The sequence below is a fragment of the Bacillus sp. 491mf genome (assembly GCF_900112415.1).
Lineage (GTDB): Bacteria > Bacillota > Bacilli > Bacillales > Bacillaceae_G > Bacillus_A.
Window position 1 is genome coordinate 117389 of sequence record NZ_FOLV01000004.1, and the last position, 26100, is coordinate 143488.

General features: G+C 33.2%; 23 protein-coding genes. 18 read left to right on the forward strand and 5 right to left on the reverse strand.

Going from position 1 to position 26100, the window contains the following annotated elements; all coding sequences use genetic code 11:
* Positions 1-205: 205 nt before the first annotated feature.
* On the reverse strand, positions 206-433 hold the full coding sequence (locus tag BM211_RS06460; protein ID WP_090995869.1) for a hypothetical protein: 228 nt from the start codon (positions 431-433) through the stop codon (positions 206-208).
* A gap of 491 nt (positions 434-924) precedes the next feature.
* On the opposite strand from BM211_RS06460, the gene BM211_RS06465 reads away from it, so the two are divergent.
* From BM211_RS06465 to gpmA, 5 genes are all read left to right on the forward strand, one after another.
* A complete protein-coding gene (locus BM211_RS06465) occupies positions 925-1638 on the forward strand; it encodes a class I SAM-dependent methyltransferase (protein WP_035430190.1) in 714 nt (237 codons plus the stop codon).
* A gap of 540 nt (positions 1639-2178) precedes the next feature.
* Positions 2179-4083, forward strand: coding sequence for an endonuclease MutS2 (locus tag BM211_RS06470; RefSeq protein ID WP_035430189.1), 1905 nt, complete (start codon positions 2179-2181; stop codon positions 4081-4083).
* Between the two features lie 155 nt (positions 4084-4238).
* Positions 4239-5567, forward strand: a complete 1329-nt coding sequence (locus BM211_RS06475) for a DEAD/DEAH box helicase (protein ID WP_035430188.1) — start codon at positions 4239-4241, stop codon at positions 5565-5567.
* A gap of 99 nt (positions 5568-5666) precedes the next feature.
* Positions 5667-6359: a DUF3888 domain-containing protein gene (locus tag BM211_RS06480; RefSeq protein ID WP_035430187.1), complete on the forward strand. Its 693-nt coding sequence runs from the start codon at positions 5667-5669 to the stop codon at positions 6357-6359.
* 51 nt (positions 6360-6410) lie between these two features.
* A complete protein-coding gene (gene gpmA, locus BM211_RS06485; RefSeq protein ID WP_035430186.1) occupies positions 6411-7148 on the forward strand; it encodes a 2,3-diphosphoglycerate-dependent phosphoglycerate mutase in 738 nt (245 codons plus the stop codon).
* A 166-nt stretch (positions 7149-7314) separates the two neighbouring features.
* Here the strand turns inward: gpmA and BM211_RS06490 are convergent, their stop codons facing one another.
* Positions 7315-7779 (reverse strand): hypothetical protein, encoded by a 465-nt coding sequence (locus BM211_RS06490; protein ID WP_035430185.1) that lies wholly within the window; start codon positions 7777-7779, stop codon positions 7315-7317.
* Between the two features lie 895 nt (positions 7780-8674).
* Between BM211_RS06490 and BM211_RS06495 the strand changes: the two genes are divergently transcribed.
* Both BM211_RS06495 and BM211_RS06500 read left to right on the forward strand, forming a co-directional pair.
* A complete protein-coding gene (locus tag BM211_RS06495) occupies positions 8675-9661 on the forward strand; it encodes an HD domain-containing protein (protein ID WP_081904774.1) in 987 nt (328 codons plus the stop codon).
* Positions 9662-9961: 300 nt separating this feature from the next.
* Positions 9962-11428, forward strand: coding sequence for an aminoacyl-histidine dipeptidase (locus tag BM211_RS06500; protein ID WP_035430182.1), 1467 nt, complete (start codon positions 9962-9964; stop codon positions 11426-11428).
* An 898-nt stretch (positions 11429-12326) separates the two neighbouring features.
* Here BM211_RS06500 and BM211_RS06510 read toward each other — a convergent pair.
* Positions 12327-13727: a protoporphyrinogen oxidase gene (locus BM211_RS06510; protein ID WP_090995875.1), complete on the reverse strand. Its 1401-nt coding sequence runs from the start codon at positions 13725-13727 to the stop codon at positions 12327-12329.
* Positions 13728-14554: 827 nt separating this feature from the next.
* On the opposite strand from BM211_RS06510, the gene BM211_RS06515 reads away from it, so the two are divergent.
* From BM211_RS06515 to BM211_RS06545, 7 genes are all read left to right on the forward strand, one after another.
* The gene (locus tag BM211_RS06515) at positions 14555-15310 is read left to right on the forward strand and encodes an ABC transporter ATP-binding protein (protein WP_090995879.1); all 756 of its coding nucleotides are present in this window, start codon (positions 14555-14557) and stop codon (positions 15308-15310) included.
* 23 nt (positions 15311-15333) lie between these two features.
* On the forward strand, positions 15334-17304 hold the full coding sequence (locus BM211_RS06520; protein ID WP_090995882.1) for an FtsX-like permease family protein: 1971 nt from the start codon (positions 15334-15336) through the stop codon (positions 17302-17304).
* A 265-nt stretch (positions 17305-17569) separates the two neighbouring features.
* Entirely contained in the window at positions 17570-19159 is a 1590-nt protein-coding gene (locus BM211_RS06525) for an ATP-binding protein (RefSeq protein WP_090995886.1), read from the forward strand.
* Entirely contained in the window at positions 19128-19742 is a 615-nt protein-coding gene (locus BM211_RS06530) for a response regulator transcription factor (RefSeq protein ID WP_090995889.1), read from the forward strand. The genes BM211_RS06525 and BM211_RS06530 overlap by 32 nt, the downstream gene beginning before the upstream one ends.
* 90 nt (positions 19743-19832) lie before the next feature.
* On the forward strand, positions 19833-20147 hold the full coding sequence (locus tag BM211_RS06535) for a DUF2085 domain-containing protein (protein WP_371261859.1): 315 nt from the start codon (positions 19833-19835) through the stop codon (positions 20145-20147).
* Between the two features lie 34 nt (positions 20148-20181).
* Complete coding sequence (locus BM211_RS26970) at positions 20182-20406, forward strand: hypothetical protein (protein WP_035430164.1); 225 nt, start codon at positions 20182-20184, stop codon at positions 20404-20406.
* 446 nt (positions 20407-20852) lie between these two features.
* Positions 20853-21560, forward strand: a complete 708-nt coding sequence (locus tag BM211_RS06545) for an SDR family oxidoreductase (RefSeq protein WP_090995895.1) — start codon at positions 20853-20855, stop codon at positions 21558-21560.
* Positions 21561-21727: 167 nt separating this feature from the next.
* Here BM211_RS06545 and BM211_RS06550 read toward each other — a convergent pair whose 3' ends face one another.
* On the reverse strand, positions 21728-22252 hold the full coding sequence (locus tag BM211_RS06550; RefSeq protein ID WP_090995898.1) for a DinB family protein: 525 nt from the start codon (positions 22250-22252) through the stop codon (positions 21728-21730).
* Positions 22253-22442: 190 nt separating this feature from the next.
* Here BM211_RS06550 and BM211_RS06555 point away from each other — a divergent pair, with 190 nt between their 5' ends.
* The 4 genes from BM211_RS06555 (at position 22443) to BM211_RS06570 (ending at position 25762) form a co-directional block, all read left to right on the forward strand.
* Positions 22443-22577 (forward strand): YuzL family protein, encoded by a 135-nt coding sequence (locus tag BM211_RS06555; RefSeq protein ID WP_090995901.1) that lies wholly within the window; start codon positions 22443-22445, stop codon positions 22575-22577.
* Between the two features lie 169 nt (positions 22578-22746).
* On the forward strand, positions 22747-23151 hold the full coding sequence (locus BM211_RS06560; protein ID WP_256216974.1) for a BlaI/MecI/CopY family transcriptional regulator: 405 nt from the start codon (positions 22747-22749) through the stop codon (positions 23149-23151).
* 88 nt (positions 23152-23239) lie between these two features.
* The gene (locus BM211_RS06565; protein WP_090995906.1) at positions 23240-25315 is read left to right on the forward strand and encodes a M56 family metallopeptidase; all 2076 of its coding nucleotides are present in this window, start codon (positions 23240-23242) and stop codon (positions 25313-25315) included.
* Positions 25316-25444: 129 nt separating this feature from the next.
* Positions 25445-25762, forward strand: a complete 318-nt coding sequence (locus tag BM211_RS06570; RefSeq protein ID WP_141771597.1) for a (2Fe-2S)-binding protein — start codon at positions 25445-25447, stop codon at positions 25760-25762.
* Between the two features lie 132 nt (positions 25763-25894).
* On the opposite strand, the gene BM211_RS26375 is transcribed toward BM211_RS06570, so the two are convergent.
* Positions 25895-26059, reverse strand: coding sequence for a hypothetical protein (locus tag BM211_RS26375; protein WP_020061318.1), 165 nt, complete (start codon positions 26057-26059; stop codon positions 25895-25897).
* Positions 26060-26100 lie beyond the last annotated feature (41 nt).

Here is a 26100-nt window from a genome sequence, read left to right on the forward strand (position 1 = left end):
GGGCGCGGCTGAGAAATCTACGCTGATGGTAAGGTATCATCTTCGTAAACGTCAAGAACTCCAAAACAAACTATAGGGATTGCTTTTAGAGTTGCTTGACGTTTACTACAAAACTATTCATCTTACATTTGCTTAGTTATTACCAATAAACTGTACTACCTTAATAGATACAATGAAATTTCTCAAAACAGTATGCAGAGAAGAACTAACTTGTATCTTTTTTATCACTATCTTTTTTTAATACTTCTAAGAGATTGTGATGATGATGTAATCTATAAATCACATATGCCCAAACATACCAGTCTAAATTTTGTTTTATATTTGCTAACTCGTTAAATCCATCCATAAAACTACCTTTATCTAAGCAAAAAGAAAGAATAACAATTATGGCTGTTGTTACCCAAAATTCAGCACTAATCAAAAAACGAATCACTTACAGTTTCACCTGCCTTTCATAATTTGTTTATTTATATATTTCATTAATAAAGGGAGTAGGTTGTGAAAATAGATTCCTATGATAGATTATGTAAGGGAATAGAAGGGGCTTGTACGATTCTCTAAAACAAAGAGGATTAGTTGGATCATTGGGATGAAAATTCAGAATGATTTATATTTCTAAACAATTTATCCCGCATTAACGGGCAGTAATACTCCCACCTCAAAATTCAGCGAAAGCAAAGAAGTTAGGCGGGAGATAAACTGCCCGTAAAAGCCCGATTGGTTCAACTAATAATCAGTGGGGGATGAAGAAAACCCCCACTGATTAAAGTTTCACTTTATTTGTATCTATTATCATTATGGAATTGGATACTTAAATATAGTTTAAGTATTCGAATGATTTAAAACACTCGGGTAAAATACAGTTAATATTTGGTATAATGTTATGTTATGGTATCCATAATTTATAGGAGGGGAAATTCACTCATGAAAAATGAAACTTTACATAGTATGGATGATGTGATTACAATGTTAGACTCTCTATTAAGGTCGCCAGAACCATTTTGGAATCAATTCTATTCTGACCGCGATAAAGAAGTCCCTTTCTTTGCTAATGTACCGGATGAAAATTTAGTTTCTTATTTTGATAGAAATATGATTCAGAAAGGAAAAGTATTGGAGCTAGGTTGTGGGCCTGGTCGAAATGCTTTGTATTTAGCAAAAACAGGATGTAAGGTAGATGCAGTCGATTTATCAGAAGAAGGGATAAAATGGGCGGAAGAAAGAGCAGCTGAGCAAGATGTGTCTGTTCATTTTATCTGTAAGTCTATTTTCGATTTACAAGCCCATAACCAATATGATTTCGTATATGATTCGGGTTGTTTACATCATATACCGCCTCACCGAAGATTCCATTATGTGGAGTTAGTCAAACAAGCATTAAAGCCAAACGGGTATTTCGGCTTAACTTGTTTTGCTGCGGGAGAATTAGATGAAAAAAATGGTTCGGAAATATCAGATTGGGATGTATATCGAGGCTGGAGTTTACAGGGAGGAATTGCGTATTCAGAAAAAAAACTACGCAATGTTTTTCAAGATTTTGAGGTTATTGAACTGCGTAAAATGAAAGAAATTAAGCAGCCGAATGAAGTGTTTGGAGAAGCATTTCTTTGGACAGCTTTATTTAGAAAGAGCTTGTAGTTATGATGCAAAGAACAATTTCATGTACCTTTACTTAATTTTGTACATATAGTATAATAATTCCATAATTTAGATTTCAATGAGAATAAAAAATAAATTAGACGAGGTGCTTTTTGTGAGTGGAGTAGTTTCTAAATAGGAAAAATTTAATGAAATAAATCTAATGACGAAGGGTATTTTTATATCAAAATATACCCTGTATTTGGTCATGGATTTATTTAAGTTACCTATGAAGATACCTACAACACTTTATAAAGCATGTAGCGGTGTTTATTATTAAAGATCCAGACCTTTATTTCAAAAAGGTTTGTTTCATAATAAATATTAGTTTCTACACATGTCTTGTAAATGTATGTAAAGCTGTGGTATCCCCGCAGCTTTTTTATTTTTTTCACGACTTTTGGATAGGAAGAGTTCTTCCGTATAAATGGGAAGCGATTCTCTCTAAGAGAAGTTTTCTTTATATAAGCTTATTGAAATCTTATTATTAGGTATCTTCATACATGATTCAATTATTAAATCATAGTGAGGAGAACAAAAATGAATACAATGACTTTTGAAAAGTTGCAGTATAACGAATTAAAGGAAGTCGTAAAATCATATTGTGTAAGTGGATTAGGAAAACAGTTACTAGATAAATTACAACCAAGTTCCAATATAAAAGTAGTTAAGAATCGCTTAAATGAAACAACTGAAGCGAAAGCGATATTAAATACTGAAAGTCATGTTCCATTAGTTGGGATTTCTAATATAGAAAGTATAATTGGAAAGCTTGAAAAAGGGATGATTTTGGAACCAACTGAATTAGTGAGTGTATCAGATTTTTTAAGAGGATGTAGAAAAATTAAGGGATTTATGTTAAGTAAAGCATTTTTTGCGCCTGTGTTAAGTTCTTACGCATATTCTATGGCAGAGTTCAAAAATATTGAGGAAGAGATTCATTTTTCGATTAAAGGGAATCGAGTTGATTCTGCGGCGAGTAAGGAGCTCAAGCGAACTCGAAATCAAATCGAAGCAACAGAAGAAAAGATTGGAGATCGCTTAAATAAATTTTTAAAAAGTAGTGCAAATAAGGAGTATATTCAAGAATTCTTTATTAGTAAAAAAGATGATCGATATACAATTCCTATTAAGGCTTCTTATAAAAATCAAGTTGCTGGAACAATTGTAGAAGTTTCTTCTAAAGGTTCAACAGTATTTATGGAACCGGCTGCTATTTCAAAATTAAGCGGGGAGTTAGCGAGTTTAAAAGCGGAAGAGGCGATAGAAGAGTATCAAATATTAGCGACTTTATCAGGAATGATTTTTGAGAATGTTTGTGATATCAAAATTAATATTGAGCTTATAAGTCAATACGATTTGATTTTCGCGAAAGCTAAATTTAGTAAGAATATAGGTGGTATAGCACCGAAATTAAATAGTCATGGATATATAAAACTTGTTGAATGTAAACATCCTCTTTTAAAAGGTAAGATTGTTCCATTAAATTTTGAGATAGGAAAGGAATATCGTAGTTTAGTCATTACGGGACCAAATGCTGGAGGGAAAACAATTGTCTTGAAAACAATTGGATTACTAACTTTAGCAACGATGTCAGGGTTTCATATTCATGGTAATGAAGAGACTGAAATTGCCCTTTTCGATTCTATTTTTGTAGATATAGGTGATAATCAAAGTATCGAAAATGCTTTAAGTACTTTTTCTTCACATATGAAAAACATTTCAGAAATTATGAGAATATCTACCAATAATACACTGCTGTTATTTGATGAAATTGGTAGTGGAACAGAGCCAAATGAAGGTGCTGCACTTGCGATTGCCATTTTAGAAGAATTTTATCATATGGGCTGTATAACAGTTGCGACGACTCATTATGGTGAAATTAAACGTTTCTCAGAAATTCACAGTGACTTCATGAATGCGGCTATGCAATTTCATAATGAAACATTAGAGCCAATGTATCAGTTAATGATTGGGGAATCTGGAGATAGTAATGCACTTTGGATCTCAAGAAAGATGAATTTACGGGAACGTGTTTTGGAGCGCGCGCAGTCTTATATGGAAAATAAAGATTATAGCTTAGAGCTAGTAAAAGAAAATAAAATAAAGAAGCCTGAAGTAAGTGAACTGAAAACGAAAGACACTTATGATTATGAAGTTGGAGACAAAGTGAAGTTATTAGATCACAATGATTCGGCTATTGTATACAAGAAAAAAGATAGCTTCAATAATATTGTCGTACTATACAATGAAGAGTTTATTGAAGTGTATTATAAGCGTGTTATTTTGGAATTGAAAGCAGCCGAGTTGTACCCAGAAGGCTATGATTTAAATACTTTGTTTGTAAGTTATAAAGAAAGAAAGCTGCAACATGATATAGATCGAGGCTCTAAAAAAGCATTAAAACAAATAGAAAAAGAAATGAGAAAAAATAAACAAAAATAGGATTCAATTGCCGGTAACCCCTCACTTAAACGTAAGTACGTATGAAGTGAGGGGTTATTTTAAATATGGAAAACAGAATAATTGTTATCTTCTTTTTCATATTTAGCAAAATAAATGGTACAATCAATATTTGAAATGAAAAATAGTGAAAAGAAGTGATCGATTTGAAAGGTTTTTTAGAATTAGGAATTAGCACTACGTTAAATGATACATTAAGAGGAAATGGCATTGCAGAATCGACGCCGATTCAAGAAAAAGCGATTCCGGTAGTTCTAGCGGGAAAAGATATTATTGGACAAGCGAAGACTGGAACAGGAAAAACATTAGCATTTATTTTACCGATAATAGAAAAAATAAATCCGCAGTCTAATCATGTACAGGCGTTAATTGTAGCGCCAACGCGAGAATTAGCACTGCAAATCACAAACGAAATTGAAAAAATGACTGTGCATGTAAAAGATATTCATGTGCTTGCGGTTTATGGTGGGCAAGATGTTTCGCAGCAAATGAAAAAATTACAAGGAAATACACATATTGTTGTCGCGACACCTGGTCGATTATTAGATCATTTACGCCGCGGGACAATTGAATTATCACATGTATCTATGCTCGTTTTAGATGAAGCGGATCAAATGCTGCATTTCGGTTTTTTACCAGAGGTAGAAGAAATTATTGAACAAACACCTGTTGAAAGACAAACGATGTTATTTTCTGCTACGATGGCTAAGCAAATTCAATCGCTTGCAAAGCGTTATATGAACAAACCTGAGATTATAAAAATTCAAAGTGCAGAGGTTACAGTAAATAATATTACACAGCGCGTCGTCGAAACGACTGACAGAGCAAAACAAGATACGCTGCGTCAACTTATGGAACGAGATCAACCATTTTTAGCGGTTATTTTCTGCCGCACGAAACGCAGAGCTACAAATTTGTATGAAGCGCTGAGAGGATATGGCTATAACTGTGATGAACTTCACGGTGATTTATCACAAGCAAAACGCGAGCGTGTTATGAAGCGTTTTCGAGATGCTGAAAGTCAATATTTAATTGCAACAGACGTAGCAGCAAGAGGACTTGATGTAGAAGGTGTTACGCATGTATTTAATTACGACATCCCAGAAGATGTTGAAAGTTATATTCACCGCATCGGGCGAACAGGCCGTGCTGGCGGAAGCGGACTAGCGATTACATTAGTTGCGCCAAAAGATAAAATGTATTTACAGCAAATTGAAAAAGGCATTAACGCATCATTGCAACGACAAGTAGTAGAACTACCTAACAAACAAGAATCTGAGAAAAAAGAACAAAGCCCGCAAAAATCAAGAGACAAGAAACCATTTAAAGAAAAGAAACAATTTGGTCAGTCCGGATCCGGACGCCGTGATAGAAAAGAAGGATCAAAAACAGAGAAATCTCGTTTTGATCACCCAAGCAAAAAAAAGCGCAGTGCAAAGCCGGGACAGAAAAAGCGTGGACGATAGAAATATAGTAATGATTGAACATGAGTACCTTTTGAAAAGAGGTCTCATGTTTTTTTATGTGTAAAAACTTTAGGGCATACTAACAGGCGAGGTGATTTGATGAAGAAACTTGTTACAATCGTTGTTTTCACTTTATTTATGTTTTCATTAACTAGCTTCGTACATGGTGAAGAAAAGAAAAACATACAAGATTATTTTGATGTGAATATAAGTGGAGCTCGTTTGTACGCTCTAGACGATTTTACCGAACTTATAAATGAGGGAAAAGTTACTTCCTTAACAAAAATATTTTTTGAAATTTTACGGAGAGAACAACAATGGGTATTAGAGCCGAGAGTGTATATAAAAGAGAATTTGGGATATGTTCATATTGTAAAACAAAATGGTGTGAATGTTCTTTATCATATAAAAAAGATACATGAGAATTGGACGATTTTACGAGAAGAAAAGAAGACTATAAATAGAATACCTGTTCCAAAAGAACTGTTAAAGGAAGTTCTTATTGAACGACTTGTAGAGTATATCGGTGGTGCTGTAAAAGATTATTATGGTGAGGGGAGGCTATGGTACAGAGGAAGCGAAAGGATATTAAGTATTGAAAAAGATAAAGTAAATTTTGAATTTTATGTTATTATTCAAGTTATTACGTTTAAAGGTGCCCATAATCCACCATATGGAGAAGAGACGATGAGATTTCGAGTAAAAGGTGGAGGTGAGGTTCAACTTTTGGACTTTAAACATCGCGACATTATTGATACTGAATTATCTAAATTGAAACTAAGAAGAATATAAGAAAGCGCATTATAGATGTAAAACAATTTATTGCATGGAGGAGGTATTGTTATGATAAAGCTTGTGCTTCTTCGGCACGGTCAAAGTGTTTGGAATGTGGAAAATAGGTTTACTGGATGGACCGATGTTGATATGTCTCAAAACGGGTTACAGGAAGCAAGAGAAGCGGGACAAATTTTAAAGGTGAATGGCTATACATTTGATATAGCATACACTTCTGTATTAAAACGAGCAATTCGAACATTATGGATTATACTTCATGAAATGGATCTCGCCTGGGTGCCTGTCTATAAATCATGGCATTTAAATGAACGGCATTACGGTGCACTGCAAGGTTTAAATAAAGATGAAACAATTAAAAAGTACGGCGAAGAACAAGTACATATATGGCGCAGAAGTACAAATGTTAGACCGCCAGCACTTACGAAAGATGATCCGCGCTATGAAATTTCAGACCCTAGATACAAATATTTAAAAGAAGGGGAATTTCCGCTTACCGAGTGTCTAGAAGATACAGAGAAACGGGTTCTTGCATATTGGCATGAAGAAATTGCGCCGGTATTACAAAAGGGTGAGAAAGTTATTATTTCATCGCATGGGAATACAATTCGTTCGCTTGTAAAATATTTAGATCATTTATCTGATGATGGCGTTGTTACATTAAATATTCCTACAAGCATTCCGCTTGTATATGAATTAGATGATAACTTAAAACCAATTCGGCATTATTATTTGAGCATGGATGGAGAAGTACCAGAAGGAGAAATTCCGAAGCATATACAACTCTAATGCTGAAAATGTGTCTACTTTGAGTAAATAATAGAATTTTTATGAATGAAACAAAAATCAAAAAGAAGATAATTTCCTATATGTAGTAGGAAGTTATCTTCTTTTGTAAAGGACTTTTTTAGTGTTCTCACAAAATCGGTACCTTTTTTATATGTATTTTGAATGATTATAAATTTGCTTCTTTTTTAAAGAAGAAATCAACTACTAACTTAGGAGCATCCTCTTTAAGTTTATAGCCTTCACCGGATTCCTTTATTACAGAAATCTCTTTTTTATCATTAATTAAAATGAAAAGAGTTTCTGTTGAACCGTTTTTAAAGTTCACTTCCATTTCTGTGTTTAAGGATTTTTTTTCCTTTTCACTTAACTGCAATTTAACTGGTGAACTATCTTTTATTGTTCGGACAATCTCTTTGATTAAGGAATCATCTGAAGTTTGATGTGTGGTGATTATGAAATCTTCTTTATTAGTTTGTGATTTTAATAATTTTATATTTTCTATTTTGGTATCTTTCAATATCATCAATTTTGTTGTGTCATTTGTTTCAGATGTTTTCGAAGTAATCAAAGAACAGCCATTTAAACAGAAAATTAGGATAATTGCAAAGAAATAATAGAGTGATCGTTTCATTTTTCTATCTCCTTTTTCTTTTAATATACCATTATGAAACTGAATATACAATTTTAACCAAAAAATATTAATTCTCTTAATATTATAAAATTTCATGTACTCTATCTGTTGTGTAAATTTAATTATAGAAACAAGGCGAATACTATACTACAATTCAAAAATAAACAAAGAAAAACATATACCAATAAATATAATCACATACAAGCACGTATAGGCGGGACCACTTAAAGCGTTAAATCTTCTCTTTTGCATACTATCCTTTCACATTGATTATCTTACTGAATAAGTCCCACTTGTTCCTCATGTAATATAATGTTATCCTTCTATACTGGAACACATTTTTTCAATTTATCCCGCTATTCGTGGGCGTCCTACGATTCTGAACGAGCCGTTTCCGCTTTTCTTAAGAAGTTAGGTGGGAGAGAAACTGCCCATCAAAGCCCGATTGGTGAGGGCTGATAATTAGTGGGAGATGAAGAACCCCCCACTGATTAAAGTTTCATTTTATCAAAGAGAGGTGTTAAATGAACAGACATGTAGCAAGTGGCATATTATCGTTAGTAGCTTTATTTGTAGGCCTTGCTTCCATGCGGAACAAAAAACAAAAAGTGGATTCAAAATCAAAAGCGGTATAATCTTATTATGAGGCGCTGTCCATGATAAATACTGCAGGCATTGGGGTATAGAGTATGTTGTTCTCCAGTGGATGTTAATGAGCACAAGAGCGTTTTTGTTCTTGTACTGATTAACATTGGCTGTATTTAATGCCTCAATAATTATACAAGCAAGAAATGACGTTTACATTTAGAGACTTTGTAAAACTAACGTAGGATAAGAAGTTGGCCAACCGGTTTTGGCTTAAAAACATGATAGGTATGGTGAAAGGAGAAAGACAATGACTTTGAAGCTTAGCGATGCCCTCTACGGTGATTTTGAGATAGATGGTGTCTTGTTAGAACTTATTCGTAGCAAACCAGTACAACGATTAAAAGGAATTTATCAAGGTGGTGCTAGCTATCTTGTAAATTCAAATTGGAACAATACACGGTACGACCATTCAGTCGGCACAATGATGCTTGTAAACAAACTCGGAGGCTCATTGGAAGAGCAAGTGGCCGCTTTATTACATGATGTTTCGCATACGACATTTTCCCATGTTATTGATTATGTCCTTGGGCATAAAGAAGAGAATTATCATGAAACGATTTATGAACAGATAGTTGCTCGATCATCAATTCCTGATATTTTGGCGAAGGTTGGATTGGACTGGGAAGGCATATTGCTTGATGAGAGCCAGTGGACTTTGCTGGAACAGCCAGCCCCACAATTATGTGCGGATCGTGTCGATTATACATTGCGTGACCTATACGCCTACGGCTATATAACACTACAAGAGGCACATTGTTTTTTGGCCCAGCTTGTGGTTTTTGATGGACAAATAGTTTGTAGCGAACAATCAGCGGCGGAATGGTTTGTGAGCACGTATTATAAAGAGGTTATTGGGCTATTTATGAATCCGCTTAATATGTTTGGGAATGATCAGCTTGCAAAAACATTAAGGCTTGCTTTGCAAAAAGATGTGTTATCTTTAGAAGATTTTCTGAAAGAAGATGAGGATGTAATTCGCTTGTTAAAGGAATCTGGTGATGGCAGCATTACAGCTATGCTGCATACGCTTTTTAACAGCAAAGTAGAGAAAGGGAACTCGTCTTGTTATGATGTCCATCAAACAACAAAACCGCGTCTGATTGACCCACCTGTTATCGTTTCGGGACAGCTTGTTCCTGTATCCAACTTGTCGGCTAGTACCAAGACGTTGACGGAACAAGCAAAGCAAACAATAGAAAAAGGTATATATATAAAAGTTTGCTCTCAGCTATGAGTGAATCAAATGCTAGCTGATCACTTAAATAAACCCTTCCCTGTTTCTAGATTTAACAGTGAAGGGTTTATTTTTATTACTTGAAAATTTTTAAGGGACAAAAAAAGGCACTACTGTTATGACATCATAAACTTTATCATAACCTTCCGCTAAACTCCTTTTGTAGTCCGCTTTTCAGTTTAGGTCTTATTTTCACTTTTCGCTATAAAACGATAAGAAAATAGCTTATATATCGATTGGAAATGGTACAATACTTATATAAAGTTGTTATTTTATCATAACTGAAAAGAGGAGAAGCAGATGTATAACAATTTAGAGGAATTAATTAAGCACCCTGTATTTCATCATTTTGCAGAAATTTCAAAGATTCCAAGAGGATCGGGAAATGAGAAAGAAATTAGTGATTATTTAGTTAAATTTGCGCAAGAGAGAAATTTAGAAGTTGTACAAGATCACGCACTAAATGTCATTATGAAAAAGCCAGCAACAGCTGGATATGAGAATGTGCCAACGATTATTATTCAAGGGCATATGGATATGGTATGTGAAAAGAACCAAGCAACGGTTCATGACTTTGAGAAAGATCCAATTCAATTACGCATTGACGGGGATATGCTGTATGCAAATCAAACAACATTAGGTGCAGATAATGGGATTGCGGTTGCCTATGCATTATCTTTATTAGATGCAACCGATATTCCACATCCTGCTCTTGAAGTCGTGATTACGACAGAAGAAGAGACAACGATGGGCGGCGCTTTTGCTGTTGACCCTAGCCATTTTAGCGGTAAAATCTTTATTAATATTGATTCAGAGGAAGATCATAAATTATTAGTAAGTAGTGCGGGCGGCGCGAAAGCAGTTGAAACAATATCTATTGTTTGGGAAGAAACGCCAGCTAACGTATTCCCGTATCGTCTTTTTGTTGGTGGATTAAAAGGTGGACATTCTGGTTTGGAAATTGATAAGCAAAGAGGAAATGCCAATAAGATTTTAGGTAGAGTCCTTTATGATTTATCCAATGAAATTGCATTTTCTATGAGTGACGTTCATGGCGGATTAAAAATGAATGCAATCCCGCGTGAAAGTGCAGCAACAATTTTACTTTCTGAAAGTGATGTACAAAAAGTAGAAGAGAAAGTGAAAGAGTGGACAAGCATTTTACAAGAAGAACTACGCGCTGTAGATCCAGATGTACATGTTTTACTTACGAAATTAGAAGAAAAAGTTGAAAATGTTTTTGCTAAAGAAACGCAAAAACAACTTATTTCTTCATTATTCTTAATCCCTAACGGTATTCAAAGTATGAGTATGGAAATAAAAGAATTAGTGGAAAGTTCAACAAACTTAGGCGTTGTTGAGATGTTACATAATGAAATTAAATTAAGAAACGAAGTAAGAAGTTCTGTGAAAAGCTTAAAACAACAAATTGTAAATGAAATTAAGCATATCGCAGAAGTAGTCGGAGCGCAGTTTGAAAAAGAATCTGAGTATCCAGAATGGCCATACAATCCAAATTCTTCAATTCGCAACTTGTTTGAAAAGGTGCATAAAGAAAAATATGGCACAGATGTAGAGATTTTTGCAGTTCATGCTGGAATTGAGTGCGGTGTATTTATGGAGAAAATTCCAGGACTAGATGCGATTTCACTTGGACCAGATATGTTCCATGTTCATACACCAGATGAGCATGTGAGCATTCCTTCTGTAGTGAACAATTGGGAGTATTTTATTGAAGTATTACGTGAAACGAAGTCGTTAGTTTAAACATATTTAAGAGGGAAAAGAGATGCTTATTCATTGAAAGCATCTCTTTTGTTTGCTGCAGTAATTACACAAAATCTCTTTTTAATTTCACATACCGTATTAAAAATTACATAAAATAATAAAAAAAGAAATATAAAAGAGTACTCCAAAATCAACTTTTGTCGTATATTTTGGAGTTACTTGACGTTTACATATATCCTTAATAACAAATACATCAACAAAAGAAATCGATAAGAAATATAAAATAAAAGAAGTGTATCGAATTTCTCCTTACTCATTTAAAGAAGCTGGAAGTGTTACTTTAACAATTAAAGAAAATAAAACTACACATGTAGAAACCTTAATCAAAGTTAAATAGTAAGATATATACATCAATTAAAAAACCGACATAAAACCCCTCTTTTTAGGTGGGAGAGAGCATTTGGCCATGCATAGAAGCGATTAGGGGCCTTTTTCTGCCACATGCGAAGTAAAAACAGAAAGAGCAAATAAGTGTAGGTCACTTTTTATTCTGCATAGCAGGGATTTAGATGTCGAAAAATTAAAATGGATTTATATAGGTACAATAACGTACGAAATCCTCCTCTTATACTAGAGGAGGATTTCATCAAAAATATAAAGTGAAACTTTAATCAGTGGGGGTTCTTCATCCCCTACTGATTATCAACCCTCACCAATTGGGCTTTTACGGGCAGTTTATCTCCCGCCTAACTTCTTAAGAAAAGCGGAAGCGGCTTGCTCAGAATCGCAGGACGTTGGAGCCTAGGGCAGAGAGGCGCTTTCTGCCTCGTCCGAGGGGGGAACGACCTGCGATTCTAGCCGCTAGAGCTGGACAATGTTTTCGCCGAATTTTGAGGTGGGAGTATTACTGCCCGCGAATAGCGGGATAAATGTAGCATTACTCCGAACAATTATGTAATGCTTTCATAATCTTATCTGCCGTATTCTTTCCATTCCCTATGCAAGCTCCAATACCTACACCATAATATGAAGCACCAGCTAAGTAAACATTTGGAAAAGCAGCTGACAATTTCTCATTCAAAGATTGAACTGCCTGATTATGTTCTAAATGATAATTTGGCATTAAGTCTTTCCAGTTTGTAACTTCAACAATCTGCGGCTCACCCTGAATTCCAAGACTTTTTTTAATATCAGATAAAGCAACTTGAATGAATTCTTCTTTACTATTATTTTTAATCTTTTCATACGCTGGATTTGAACTTTTATAAAACATTCTTACTAATAAGTTTTGTTTTTTTGATGTATGCTTCCATTTCCTACTTGTCCATGTACAAGCATCACAATATAAATTACCATTTTCTGAAACAATAAAGCCTGTCCCATCTGCCGGTAATTGATTATCAGGTATTTCAAATCCTAAATAAATACTAATAAGAGATGAATTTTTGAATTTATTGAAATCACTGTTTAATTCGGCAGAATTTAATACTGCTTGTGCAATATCGTGAGGAGCAGCTAAAACAATGTAATCCGCTTTTAGTTTCTCTTGATTCGAAAAAGAAATTTCATATCCATTACCGACTCTACTTACATTCGTCGTTGTTACTCCTTTTCGTATTTCCGTCTCAGTCAACACCTCTTCTAACCGATTAACGATCGTAGAGAGTCCTCCTTTGAACGATATAAACTTTTTATTTCCAGTTGCCTGGAATTGTTTTTTGTTCACTTCAAACCCTTTAATAATACTGCCGTATTTATTTTTATAGTCAAGTAAATATGGTAATGTAGATGCCATTGTAAGTTCATTTAATTTACCAGAATATACCCCTGAAAGGACAGGAGAAATTTGCTTCTCAACTAACTCTTTTCCTAAAAAGCTTTCTAAAAATAAAGCAAGTGACGTATCTTTCGTAAAGCCTTTGTTTTTAGTAATAAAATCTTTCAATGCAATAATTTTCCCTTTCGTTGAGACTAACGTACTGTTAAACAACGACTCTACACTTGTAGGGATTCCAAACACTGTATCAGCGGGAATAGGATGTAACGTATTCTCTGAATAAATGTAAGAAATACCAGTTTCGTTATATACCATATCATCTTCTAGATTCAGTTCTTTTACAAAGGGCATCACATTTTCATTTCGAGCAACAATTGAATCTGCTCCTGTTTCCATAATGAAATCATTTTCTTTTACACTGTGAATTTTCCCGCCTAAATATTCCTCTTTTTCTACAAGGATTAATTTTAAATCTATATTGTAATCCTTTTTTAATCTTTCTAAATAAAACATAGTAGAGAGTCCCGTAATACCTCCACCTACGACAACAACTGTTTTCATATCTACTGAGCTCCTAACCGATACTATAAATTGATAAATTTCCTTATTATTATACCCAAAAGTTAGCTTTCTCGACTAGCAGCTTACACAGTCTGTAAAAAATTAGACAATATATACGAACACTTTTAATTTCTCTTGTAAATTAAAAGACTTTCTTTTTTAACATCTTTATTGATTTCAAAGCTACACTTGTTTTAACTTAATAAATGAACAAGTTTCTTAAAACCGGCTTATGATATAAATTTAATAATAAACTAACAAAGTTCCTCATTGGCAAACAAAGTTTTTCTAATGTTGAATGTTACGATTGCATTTCTTCGCAACAACTAGGAGATATGTTAGCGCTGCAAGGCTATGTTTTGCATTATGAATCTGCTTATTTATAAGAGCGAAATTGGATTCAAATAGCTTGTATGAATTATTATAAAGTAAGAGAAATCCGCAGTATGTTACAGTATTTCAAAAGGTGTTTAGAAGAATTGGAAAGTGCGGTAACATTCTAAAACATGATAATGGAGAAAATTCCAGAACTAGATGCGATTTCACTCGGACCAGATATGTTTCATGTTCACACCTAGATAAGCATGTAAGCATTCTTTCCGTTGTGAATAACTGGGAAACAAAGTCGTTGATTTAAATAGGTTTGAGATGGGAAAAGGGTTGTCTCATAAGTCAGTGTAATTGGCTTGTGGACAGCCTTTTTTATGAGTAAAAATTCAACTGCAGTTTTTCATTTTATAATAGAAAATTGCGTTTTTTACTCATGTTTTTTTGTATATTGAAGAATAAACTTAACATGTAAATAAAAATTGAAAGGAGCAAATATAATGAATGCACTATTATCTGTGAAAAATGTGACAAAGATTTACAATGAAAATCAATTACCCGGACTTAATAAAGTATCTTTTGATATTGAGTCGGGGGAATTTGTTGGTATTATGGGAGCCTCTGGATCTGGAAAGACAACTTTATTAAATATCCTATCAACTATCGATACGCCTACAGATGGAGATGTTTTGATAAAGGGCATCGATATTAAAAAACTTAATGATAATAAATCTGCAGATTTTCGGAAAGATCATTTAGGTTTTATTTTTCAAGAGTATTTCTTACTCGATAGTTTAACAGTAAAGGAAAATATTGCTGTACCACTTACTTTATTACATAAATCCCCAGAAGAAATTGAATCATCTATACATAGTTTAGCAAAGAGGTTTGGAATATTTGAACAATTATCTAAGTATCCTAGTCAACTTTCAGGGGGACAAAAACAAAGGGTTGCAGCAGCAAGAGCGATTGCGAAACAGCCAAGTATTTTATTTGCAGATGAACCGACAGGCGCATTAGATTCAAACTCTGCAACTGAGCTACTTCAGAAATTAAGAGAGGTAAATGAGGAACTTCATACAACGATTTTAATGGTAACCCATGATGCTTATGCAGCAAGTTTTTCAAGTAGAATACTAATATTTAAAGATGGAAATATCATAAAGGAATTGAGAAGAAATGGAAAAGGGAGAAAAGATTTTTTTGAAGAGATAGTAAAGGAAATCACTAAAATGGATGAAAATCGATATAACTAAGAGTATGAAAGGAAGGCATGACTGTGGGATTATTAACAATAGCAAAAAAGAATCTGAAGAATAATTTTTCCTTCTATTCGTTTTATTTCGTTTCAGTAGCTTTTGTGCTGATGGTGTTTTTCGCCTTTATTTCTTTTTCCATGAACAATATAATCATGGAAAAGATTTCGTCTGATGGTAGGGTTGAAATCATGTCAAGAACGGTAGGAATCTTTGTTATGGCATTTGTACTATTCTATATGTCATACTCCAATACTTTTTTTATGAAAAAAAGAATGAAAGAACTTGGTATTTATTCACTCTTGGGATATCGAAAATCAACAATGCTAAAACTATTAACTTTTGAAAATATTATAATTTGTTTTGCTGCTCTAATTGTAGGAATCGCTTTTGGCGCGATTGCTCATAAAGGGATTGTCGAAGTGATAGTCAGAGCACTAAAATTACAAATTGATACTTCTGAAGTGCCACTTATGCATTCCGGGGCAGTACTATTCACGTTTGTTTTTATATTTGTCGTTTTGACTGCTTTATTTTTATCGAACTGGATCATTCTTCGGAAAAGTTCCTTACTGACTTTGGTACGGATGGAAAAAAAGGAAGAAAAGCAGATGAGAATCAATACAGCTTTCTCATTCCTTGGATTATTCTTGATACTAATTGGTTACTTCTTTGCTATTGATATTACAAGAGGGATGAAATCATTCTGGAAAACAATAGGATTTTCACCAATTGCACTTTTAACAATGTTAAGTGTAATACTAGGGACCATTTTCTTTATTCACTCTTTTTTACCATATGCTATTGAAAAATTGAAGAAAAAGAAAAGCTGGTTTTATAAGGAAGCAAATATTATTCTCATTCCAAACTTTATATTTAAAATCCGTTCGAAGGCAAAAACGTTAATTTTGTTAACTTTATTAGTTGCAGGAACGCTGGCTATATTCGGCTCTACTTTACTAACTCTCTACTATCCTGTTGCTGCTACGGAACGAATCATACCGTCAGCTATCGAGTTTCCAGTGGAAGATAAACAATTGGCCTCTCAAGCAATTAAAATTGTACAAGATACTGTTGGTAAAGAAAATATGAAATATAAAGAAACAACTATGATTCATGTAACATCCTCTTCTGACCATTTACCTAAAGAATATAGTGCAAAGAAAGAACATGGATTTGATCTTATTTCCGAGTCGGATTATAAAGAATTAATACATATTCAGGGTAAAAATGTAGACTTTGAGAATTTAGCTAAAAGTGAAAGTATTTTAGTAAAATATCGACCTGACAAAGAAAAGCTAGATAAAGGGAATATATATACTTTAAACTTAACAAATGAAAATACCGTGGATATAAAAGTAAAAGACACTACTTTACTCAATTCAATCGGATTTGCAAATAGTGTAGGAACTCTTGTCATTTCAGATCAACTATATAAAGAGATAAAAACTTTAGAGCATAAAGAAACAACGATGATGAGCTTTAATGGAACAGATATGAGGGATAATAAGAAAGTTTATGAAAATGTAGCTCCACTATTTAAAAATAATATTTATTTTACAAGTAGTTATCAAAAAAATGATTACATTATTCAGCAGAATAGTTCAACATTCTTGCTCATTAGTTTTGTTACGATCATCTTTTTTATTGCAACGGGTAGTATTCTCTACTTCCATAACCTTTCGAGCATGATGTCAAACAAAAATGAATTTATCATTTTAAAAAGAATGGGATATAACAAGAAAAAGATAAAAAGAATAATAAGTAAAGAAGTTCTTACGTTATTTAGCATCCCCTACGTATTAGGGTTAGCACATAGTATTTTTGCACTGATAGCTTACAAAGCGGCTTTAATGGATGACTTATTAGGAAAAAACAGTGCCTTTATACTGCCTATTCTTTTTGCAGTAATTATTTTCACTTTGGTATATATCATTTATTATTTGTTAACAAAGCGAGCATGTTATAAAATTATCTTTGACAATAAAAAGTAAAAATTCCTATATAAATACAAATTTAAAAACCGACATTTTAGATGGGCAAGAGCATCTGGCCATGCATAGAAGCGGTCAAGGCCTTTTTCTGCCACATGCACGGTTTAAAAACAAAAGGAGCATGCAAGTAGCGGGTATGTTGTATTCTGCATAGCGGCAACTTATATGTCGAAAAATTAAAATTGATATATATAAGGCTAATGATAGTAAACAAGCATTAGCTTTATATGTATTTAAGCTAGTACTAGTAAAGGTAAGTGAGTTTATGAAAAAGTATTATGAGCAAAAGCAATTTCTCATCTTAATTAACCAACTGTGTATGATTATTTTTTTATGCTATGAATTTTCGCAAAATAATATTGTAGGAACAGCAAAGTTGCTTCCATTGACACTTATAACGATTTTGGTTATTTACGGAGCTTGCATTGGATTTGTAAACATGAAAGAAAATAGTACCCTATGGAAGTTTTCTAATTTGCTAATCCTTACTTCATGGCAGTTTTTATTCACACTTAGTGAAACACAAATTTTTTATACGTTAAGTACGCTATTTAGCGTAGTGATTCTATATCAGACAGCACAGTTTTTTCTCTATTTCTTTTTTCAAGATTCTACTTATATGTATAAAAAAGAAAAAGACTGGATTTTACAGATTACCTGTTTATTGACATTGGTTGCGAAATTGATAAACGATAAAATGTTCGCCATTCTATTTTTATCTCAATTTGTTTTAAGTTTTATTTGTATTTTTTTCTTACTTTTGAAACATCGAGGACGAATCATGTTTATCTTAAAAAGCGAAAAAAATCATTTGCTTAAATCTTTTGCGGTTCTAATTTTTTTCTTTATTGGATACGCCATATTTTTTGCAGACAACCCTGAATATTTAAGTAATCTAGGGTGGTATATCATGATCCTTTTCCCTTTATTTAGTATTCATGCGATTGCTTTTAAAAACCATATATTTATGAAGCGATATTTTCTTTTAAAGGGAGGTAAAAGGGGACTGATCCTTTTCTTTCTTCTTGTTTGTATAATTTCACTTGGACTATTATTTAGGTTGAATATGATTGCCTATTTCATCATTATACATACGATTTTTTCGTTTGTTCTGTTTCATTTCACGCTATTATATAAAGACATAAAAAAAAGTATCTTAAATTCAGAAACAGAAGAACCAAAAATCATGTCAGAAAGCTTTTATGCTCATAATCTTGTACAGATAGCGAAAGAGGAAAAGTTGAAACGTGATTTTTCTAATTATTTGCATGATGAAATTTTGCAAGATATATTAGCTGTAAAAAATATGATGAATAAATCTAACAAAGAGGAGATTCATGAAATCATAGTAAAAACGTTGGATCACTTAAATTTGTCTATACGAGTACAAATGGAAGAGTACTATCCAACACTATTAAAGACACTAACATTAAAAGAAAATTATAGTAATTTACTTGAAATGGTGCAGCATAAAAATAGAATGAAAAATATTGATATCACTTTTCATTGTAGTGAAAATTTATTTTTAGTTGAACCCTATCAGCTTGTTACATACAGAATTTTAAAAGAATTGGTAACAAATGCATTCAAGCATTCTAAATGTTCAAAGCTAGTTGTGAGTTTGAAACAAGAAAATGACGAAATAGAGCTTATAGTAAAAGATAATGGCATAGGCTTAATGGTTAATGAAAAGCAGATTTCTAATGACCATAGAGGATTGAATTCTATTAAGGAACAGTTGTTTTTAGTAAACGGTAAAATGACAATTTCAGAATGTAATCCTTCTGGTTTATGTGTTGCTATTCTTATTCCTATGAAAGGAGATGATTCCTATGAATATTTTATTAATAGATGATCACGCTTTATTTGCAAAAAGTTTAGAGATAGCCTTGGAAGATTATTCTGAAATAGATCATTTTTACTCATTACAAAATATTGAACAGGTTATTGCATTCATTAATGAGTTTAAGCCAAACATCACATTAATAGATATTAATTTAAGTAACATCAGTAATGAAGATGGTTTAGGTGTAGCAAAACATATTTTAGAAAGCAAATGTGACACGAAAATAGTTATATTAACAGGCTATGATTTGCCTGTTTACCGGTATGAAGCTCAAAAAATTGGTGTAAGAGGTTTTATAAATAAAAACATTATGCCAGATAAGTTGTTGCAGATTTTAATTGAGATTAATAATGGTATTTCCTACTTTCCAATGTCTACGGACTATGTTGAGGAATTAACTAATAGTGAAAAACAAATTTTACAATTATTATGTGATGGATATAAGCGTAAAGAAATTTCTTCTATTTTATTTGTAAGTGAACGCACTGTTTCAAATCATATTCAACACTTATTTGATAAGTTGAATGTCACATCTTCGTTAGAAGCTGTAACGAAGGGAATAAAATTAGGGTATATTCAGCCTAATTATTAAAAATAGTTTTGTCCCCTTACAAAGTAAGTATTTCTTATATACTAAAGGTAAAATAAGGAGAAAGGGTGTTCACTATTGTTACATAGTTATATTTCACAAATTCCTTGTCACAGAAAGCTTGAAAGGAGTTATCATTCACTACAAAAATATATACCTTTATGTGCACGTTGTACTGGTATACTTTTAGGTTTTCTTTTGTTTCCGATTTATTTTTTGATCTCACATACTTTTATTCTCGTATTAGCTTTATCTTTTTTTGCGCAAGTTCCATTGTTAATTGATGGGTTCACCCAAAAATGGGGATGGAGAAGTAGCACAAACGTACTAAGAGTTTCAACTGGATTTCTAAGTGGAAATGGTATGGCGTTACTAATATCATCAAGTATTAGTTGGATAATCTCTTAGAATCGTTTTATTTAAATAGTGGGAGGTGTTTTATATATTTTGGATCTATTCCCTTCTCATTGTCATATCCGGTGGCAGCGGCATCGGTTTTATCATTCATGAAAAATATGTAGAAGCTATAATAGCTTTTATTGTTTGTTTTATACTCATTGTATTATTACGTATTTATCTCAGAAGAAAGACTCAAAAAAGACATTCAGGCGATGGCCCTTTAGACTGTGGCGAATGCTCAGACTTAGACTGCGATTGTAATGATTGATCTTTTTCTCAATTAGATTTTTATAATTTATATGTAAAAAAAGGTTCGCACCTTAGCGAACCGTAAACGTCAAGTAACTCCAAAATATACGACAAAAGTTAATTTTGGAGTTATTTTTTGTTTGCTTAACTTTTTCCGGTACTCTGCAATTAGATGATAAATCCATTGACCACAGCAAGACTTTATCAATTTCTTCTTTATTGTTTAAATCGATATTGGGGAGTGTTTCAAATAAATAAAGAAGATAATGATAGGGACTTTTGAGATAGTTTTTATTGTTCCGTCTTAAGGGTAGCGACTTTCAATAAATATTTTCCGGTTTATGGAAATATTTATTCTACTACTAAAGTTGTAAAAAATCTAGTCAATATGTAGCAAGTATCATTAATTGAAAAAATGTAAAATAAATTTAAGAATCAAAATGTTGGAAGGGAGAGAGAAACCAATTGGATAGAGAAAATAATAAAAAACTTGTAGTAATCACTGGGGTAACACAAGGATTAGGTCGGTCATTAATTGACCGTTTTTCTGAACTAGGTTGGTTGATTGTTGGATGTGGTCGTTCCAAAAGTAAGATAGAACAAATCAAGAGACATTTTGACAACAAACATGATTTTCAATCCATTGATGTTTCGGACGATAAGGCTGTTAAAGCTTGGGGAGAATATATTCTTCAGCAATACGGTGCACCAGATTTACTAATTAATAATGCTTCTATTGTAAATAAAAATGCGACGCTTTGGACTATTTCTTCGGAAGAATTTGCAAATGTTATGAATATCAATGTGAATGGTGTAGTCAATGTCATCCGGTCATTTATACCAGCTATGATTCATAATAAACGAGGCATCGTAATCAATATTAGTTCAAGTTGGGGACGTTCCGGTGAGGCAGAACTTGCACCGTATTGTGCGTCCAAGTTTGCTATAGAGGGTTTGACCCAATCAATGGCACTAGAATTACCGAAAGAACTGGCAGTAGTTGCACTAGACCCAGGTGGAGGCATTCATACTTCGATGTTACAATCATGTGCACCAGAGTATATATCGAGTTCTCCAACAGCTGAGGCTTGGTCACATGTTGCTGTTCCGTATATGCTTAGTATTACATCAAATGATAATGGAAAATCCCTTACTTGCCCAAAGGTTTGCTAAATTCACTGGTTGAATAATGATTGGTGTTAATGAATAAGAAGGTGTAAAGAATGCCGAAAAATTTTACTTTAACAGAGAAAGCAGATAATGATCCATCGTAGATGAATGGTTATCTGCTTTATTTTGTCTGTATTTAGAAAACAGATTTTCATTAAAATAGCGTAGTATCAAAATTTCTTGTTCGCTCCACTCATTGCATACAAGTAAAAAATATAATCAGTCGAAGTTCCTGTATAACCTAACTGTCTTAACATTGCCGTTATATTTCCGCGATGATATGTCCCATGATTCACAACATGTTGAATCAATTCAAAGACATTCGTGTCTAATCGTCCAAAGTGAGGGTGTTCAGGTGAAATGGCTCTCTCTAAGTTCTCTTCACGGATGAAAAATGTTTGATATTCTTCAGATAAAGTTAAAAATAGCTGTTCCATTTCCTGAATAGTTGTATCTTTTATTTTTTCTGAAAGATGAATTGCTGATGTTTTTACTTCAGTAAAAGGTTTTCCTAATAAAGTACCTAGCCAGATTGTATCAGCAATATATATATGTATAAACGTTTGTGAAATAGAAGGGAATACACTTTGTATTTCTGTAGACCAAACGTCTGCTGGTAATGTTGTTAAGTGTTCAAGTAGCCTTTTGTTTGCCCAAACGTGATAATCATATACTTGTAAGACAGGATGTTTCATTGAAAATCCCTCCAGTTTCAGTTGAATTCAAATTATAAAGAAATAGCTTACTTTATATATACAACCAACGTTTATTACTTTCCTGTTAGAAACTATGAAAAAGCAGTTTATGAAAAGGAAAGAGAGTCTATTACCTTGTTCTGCATAGTTTCACGCATCTAAGCAAAAAGTAACGTTGGAGGTGAGCAAAGTGGGTCGAAAAATTAAACAGGATCCTTCAAGAGCAGGTCTTGGTTCATCGCAAGTCGAAGGGCAAGGAACGACTATGCATGAAACAGGTTCCGTTAAAGTTCCTTCATCAAATAAGAAGCAAAAACGTAGTTAATTATAATTTGTTATTTTTTAGTTGTTGAGAAAGCTTATTTATGTTAAACAAGTGCAATTTTAAGATGAAAATTGCACTTGTTTTCATGCCCAAAATATGGTTGACAATAACAGACTACAAATGTAATATATTCATTAGACTACATTTGTAATATCGGAAGGGAGAAAGCATAAATACGAAAAAAATTCCTAAAATATCTGAAGCTGAGCTGGAAATAATGAAAGTTCTTTGGTCAAAGGCGCCTCAAACAGCAAACGAAATTATTAAAGACCTTGAAGGGAAAATGGATTGGAGTCCAAAAACAATTCGAACGTTAATTAACAGATTAGTGCAAAAAGAAGCGATATCAGCTCATCAAGAAACCGGAAAAATGTATACATATACTCCTTTAGTTTCTCAAAATCATTATTTGCAAGTAGAAACGAAGTCTTTTCTTAAACGTTTTTATGGTGCAGCATTAAAACCACTACTTGTAAACTTCTTAAAGGAAGAAAAGCTTTCTCAAGAAGAAATTAATGAACTTAAACGTATTCTTGATGATAAAAGTGAGGCTGAGCGAAGAAAAGAACGATGAGTATAGGGGTATAAAAAATCATTTTATGTAGATTTTTAATTGGATAAATGTATCTTGGATAAGAGAATTAGAGGAAGGATAGGTAAAAATGATAGATATGTTTATAAACATCTACCTACCGCGCCTTTTTGACTGGGTAATAGAAACGTCGATGATGGCAAGTGTACTAGTGGTAGTTATCTTATGTGTCAAGGTTTTACTAAGAAACAAGCTAACGCCAAGATGGAGCTATCTACTATGGATAGTGCTAATTGTAAGGCTACTTTTACCATGGTCACCAGATAGTTCTTATAGTATTTATACGATCCTTTCATTCGGTTATAAAGCAACGTTTTCTGTTCAAAGTCATCCCATTGTTTCTTTTGAAAATAAACGTACGCAAGAAACAATGAATATGTCTGGATCAAAAGGAGTCCCAAAAGAAGAAGATGTTTTTCATACATCACAAACAACTAAGGAAAGTAAGGAAGAACCTATTCGGAATGAGCCGAAAAAGAATAACCCAATCTCTTTTTATACGATCGCTTTATATATTTGGTTAGCAGGCGTTATCGTATTAGGTTTCACGACTTATTTTATAAATAGAGGATTACATCACTACATACAGCAACAGCCTATTCTTACAGATGAGAGGGTTGTTAAGATTTTTGAGAACTGTAAGAAATGTATGTCTGTTCAGCGTAACATACCACTATTCTTAGCTGGGAAAATCGAAAGTCCAACTGTTTTAGGATTTTTCAAGCCTAGAATTTTACTGTCAAATGTACATATCAATCAACTCCATGAGCAACAACTACGCCATATTTTCCATCATGAATTAGCTCACATCAAACGAAGAGACGTCGGTTTCAACTGGCTTATGTATAGTTTACTAATTTTAAATTGGTTTAATCCGATTCTTTGGTATACCTACTTCTGTATGCGAGAAGATCAAGAACTCGCTTGTGATGCACTTGCTCTTAAATTTCTAGATGAAGGGGAACAAATCGCATATGGTCATACTATTATTAGTCTTTTAGAACATTTTTCACCCCATTATCCAGTGCCCAGTTTAGCGAATTTAAGTAGAAATAAGAAAATTTTAAAGAGGAGGATTTTTATGGTTAAGAATTTCCAAAAGAAATCATATGGCTGGTCTGTACTTGGGATTGCTGCTGTAATAGCCCTGTCCGCAGTTTCATTAGTGAATGCTGATGAGACTGTCAGTAAGGGGAAGGATTTGAAAATCAATAAAAGTGCAGAAAGACCAAAAGAGCCTAATAATAAAGAGTCGGATAAAAAAGAAGTAACGTATAAAGAAGGTGTAGGTACACAATACACTGATCGTGACAAACAAAAGGGGATTAGGTATGGATACATTGTCTTAAACGGATTTTATTATATGAAAACAGGAGAAACTATTCCGAAAGCCCAACTTGGACAACAAGTTGCTAAAGTAGAACGCATTGGAGATTGGGAAATTAAGAAAACAGGCGATTCAAACGAGGTGCCACCAGGTCCTATATTCTCTATAAAAAATAAGAACGAAGAACAATTCGTTGCAGCAAAAGGTACTGTATATGAAAATGGGGAAACTAAGGCAGCCTATCTCGTATTTGAAAAGAAAGATCCTGTTGCAAACGAAATGAAGGAAGGATCCATTTTAAGTGCAAAAAATGATGAAACAGAAGTGGAAATTGCATTTCAAAATGTGAGGAAGCTATTACCATCTATGTATGAATACCGAGATAACACAGGAACGACAACGTTAACTCAGATATCATATGCTAAAGATTTAGGGCCAGGTGTAGTGTTGTATTATCGGGTTCCTTCTAAAGATACGACAGATGAAAAAGGGAATGAGCTACAAGGTTTTATTATGGCATATCAGTATGATAAGTCGAAGAAATTAGAGCAATCTTGGTTTCGGACAGAACCTGTTTTAGAACCTAGGAGATTGAGCGATGGGACTATTAAAATGGAGAAAGTTGGGGAACAACCTGCTCCGCAATTGATTGAATCTTTCGTGAAAAATGAAACCAATTGGGGATTTTATAAAAAATACACTGGGCAATATTTCTTAAAGGGTGAACATGGTAATACGATATTTGAGTTGCAGCTGCAAGGAGGCTTTAAGCCTTCTAACGCTCAAATTATTGCAAATAACTTTAAAATATATCAGTAGCTAAGAGAATATAAAGCTATTTTCAAGATGATTTTCAAAAAAATAATTATCCATAATAGACTTTGTGTAAACAGAGTCTATTTTTATTTGCGTGATTCTTCTGGGATGAAACAACTATTTTACATCAAAATGATAAATGATACATTTATGACTCGATTAGAGTCAGATAAAACATATTATTTTTGTGCAGAGCAAGAATGTAATGTAGTGTACTTTAATGAAGAACAGCAAGTATTTATCAAAAACGATCTTAAAGTTCCTGTTTTTCAAAAAGATATAGAAGAAGATGTGTCTGCTTGTTACTGCTTTAATTGGACACGAGCACGTATTCGTGAAGAAATAAAGCAAATTGGTAAGAGCCAAGCGGTACAAGAGAGATCGATGCATATTAAAGAAAATCGTTGTGGATGCGAAGCAAATAATCCTCAAGGATCTTGTGTTGTCTAGGAAACGTATCTGCGTTTATAAAGCAAGTTGAAAAATAGTATGATTAATTTCCGCTAACAATAGTTATGTGAATGAAGCAAAAAATAGCTAGAGCTCGTAGTAGTTATATATTTCAACTCTAGCTATTTTCGTTTATTCAGAATCAATAAGGTTAACAGCCCTAATTTTCATGTCAGGTTGTTGAGCTAATATTTGTTGTTTTGCTTCTTTAACATCACTCGCTTGTACTTTTTTGTAATATACAACTCCTTTAGGACATTGATATTCAACATTATAGTCTTTCTGTTTAGAGTCCATTTTTATTCCTCCTTACATTATGTGAATTTTTTAGGGACTAT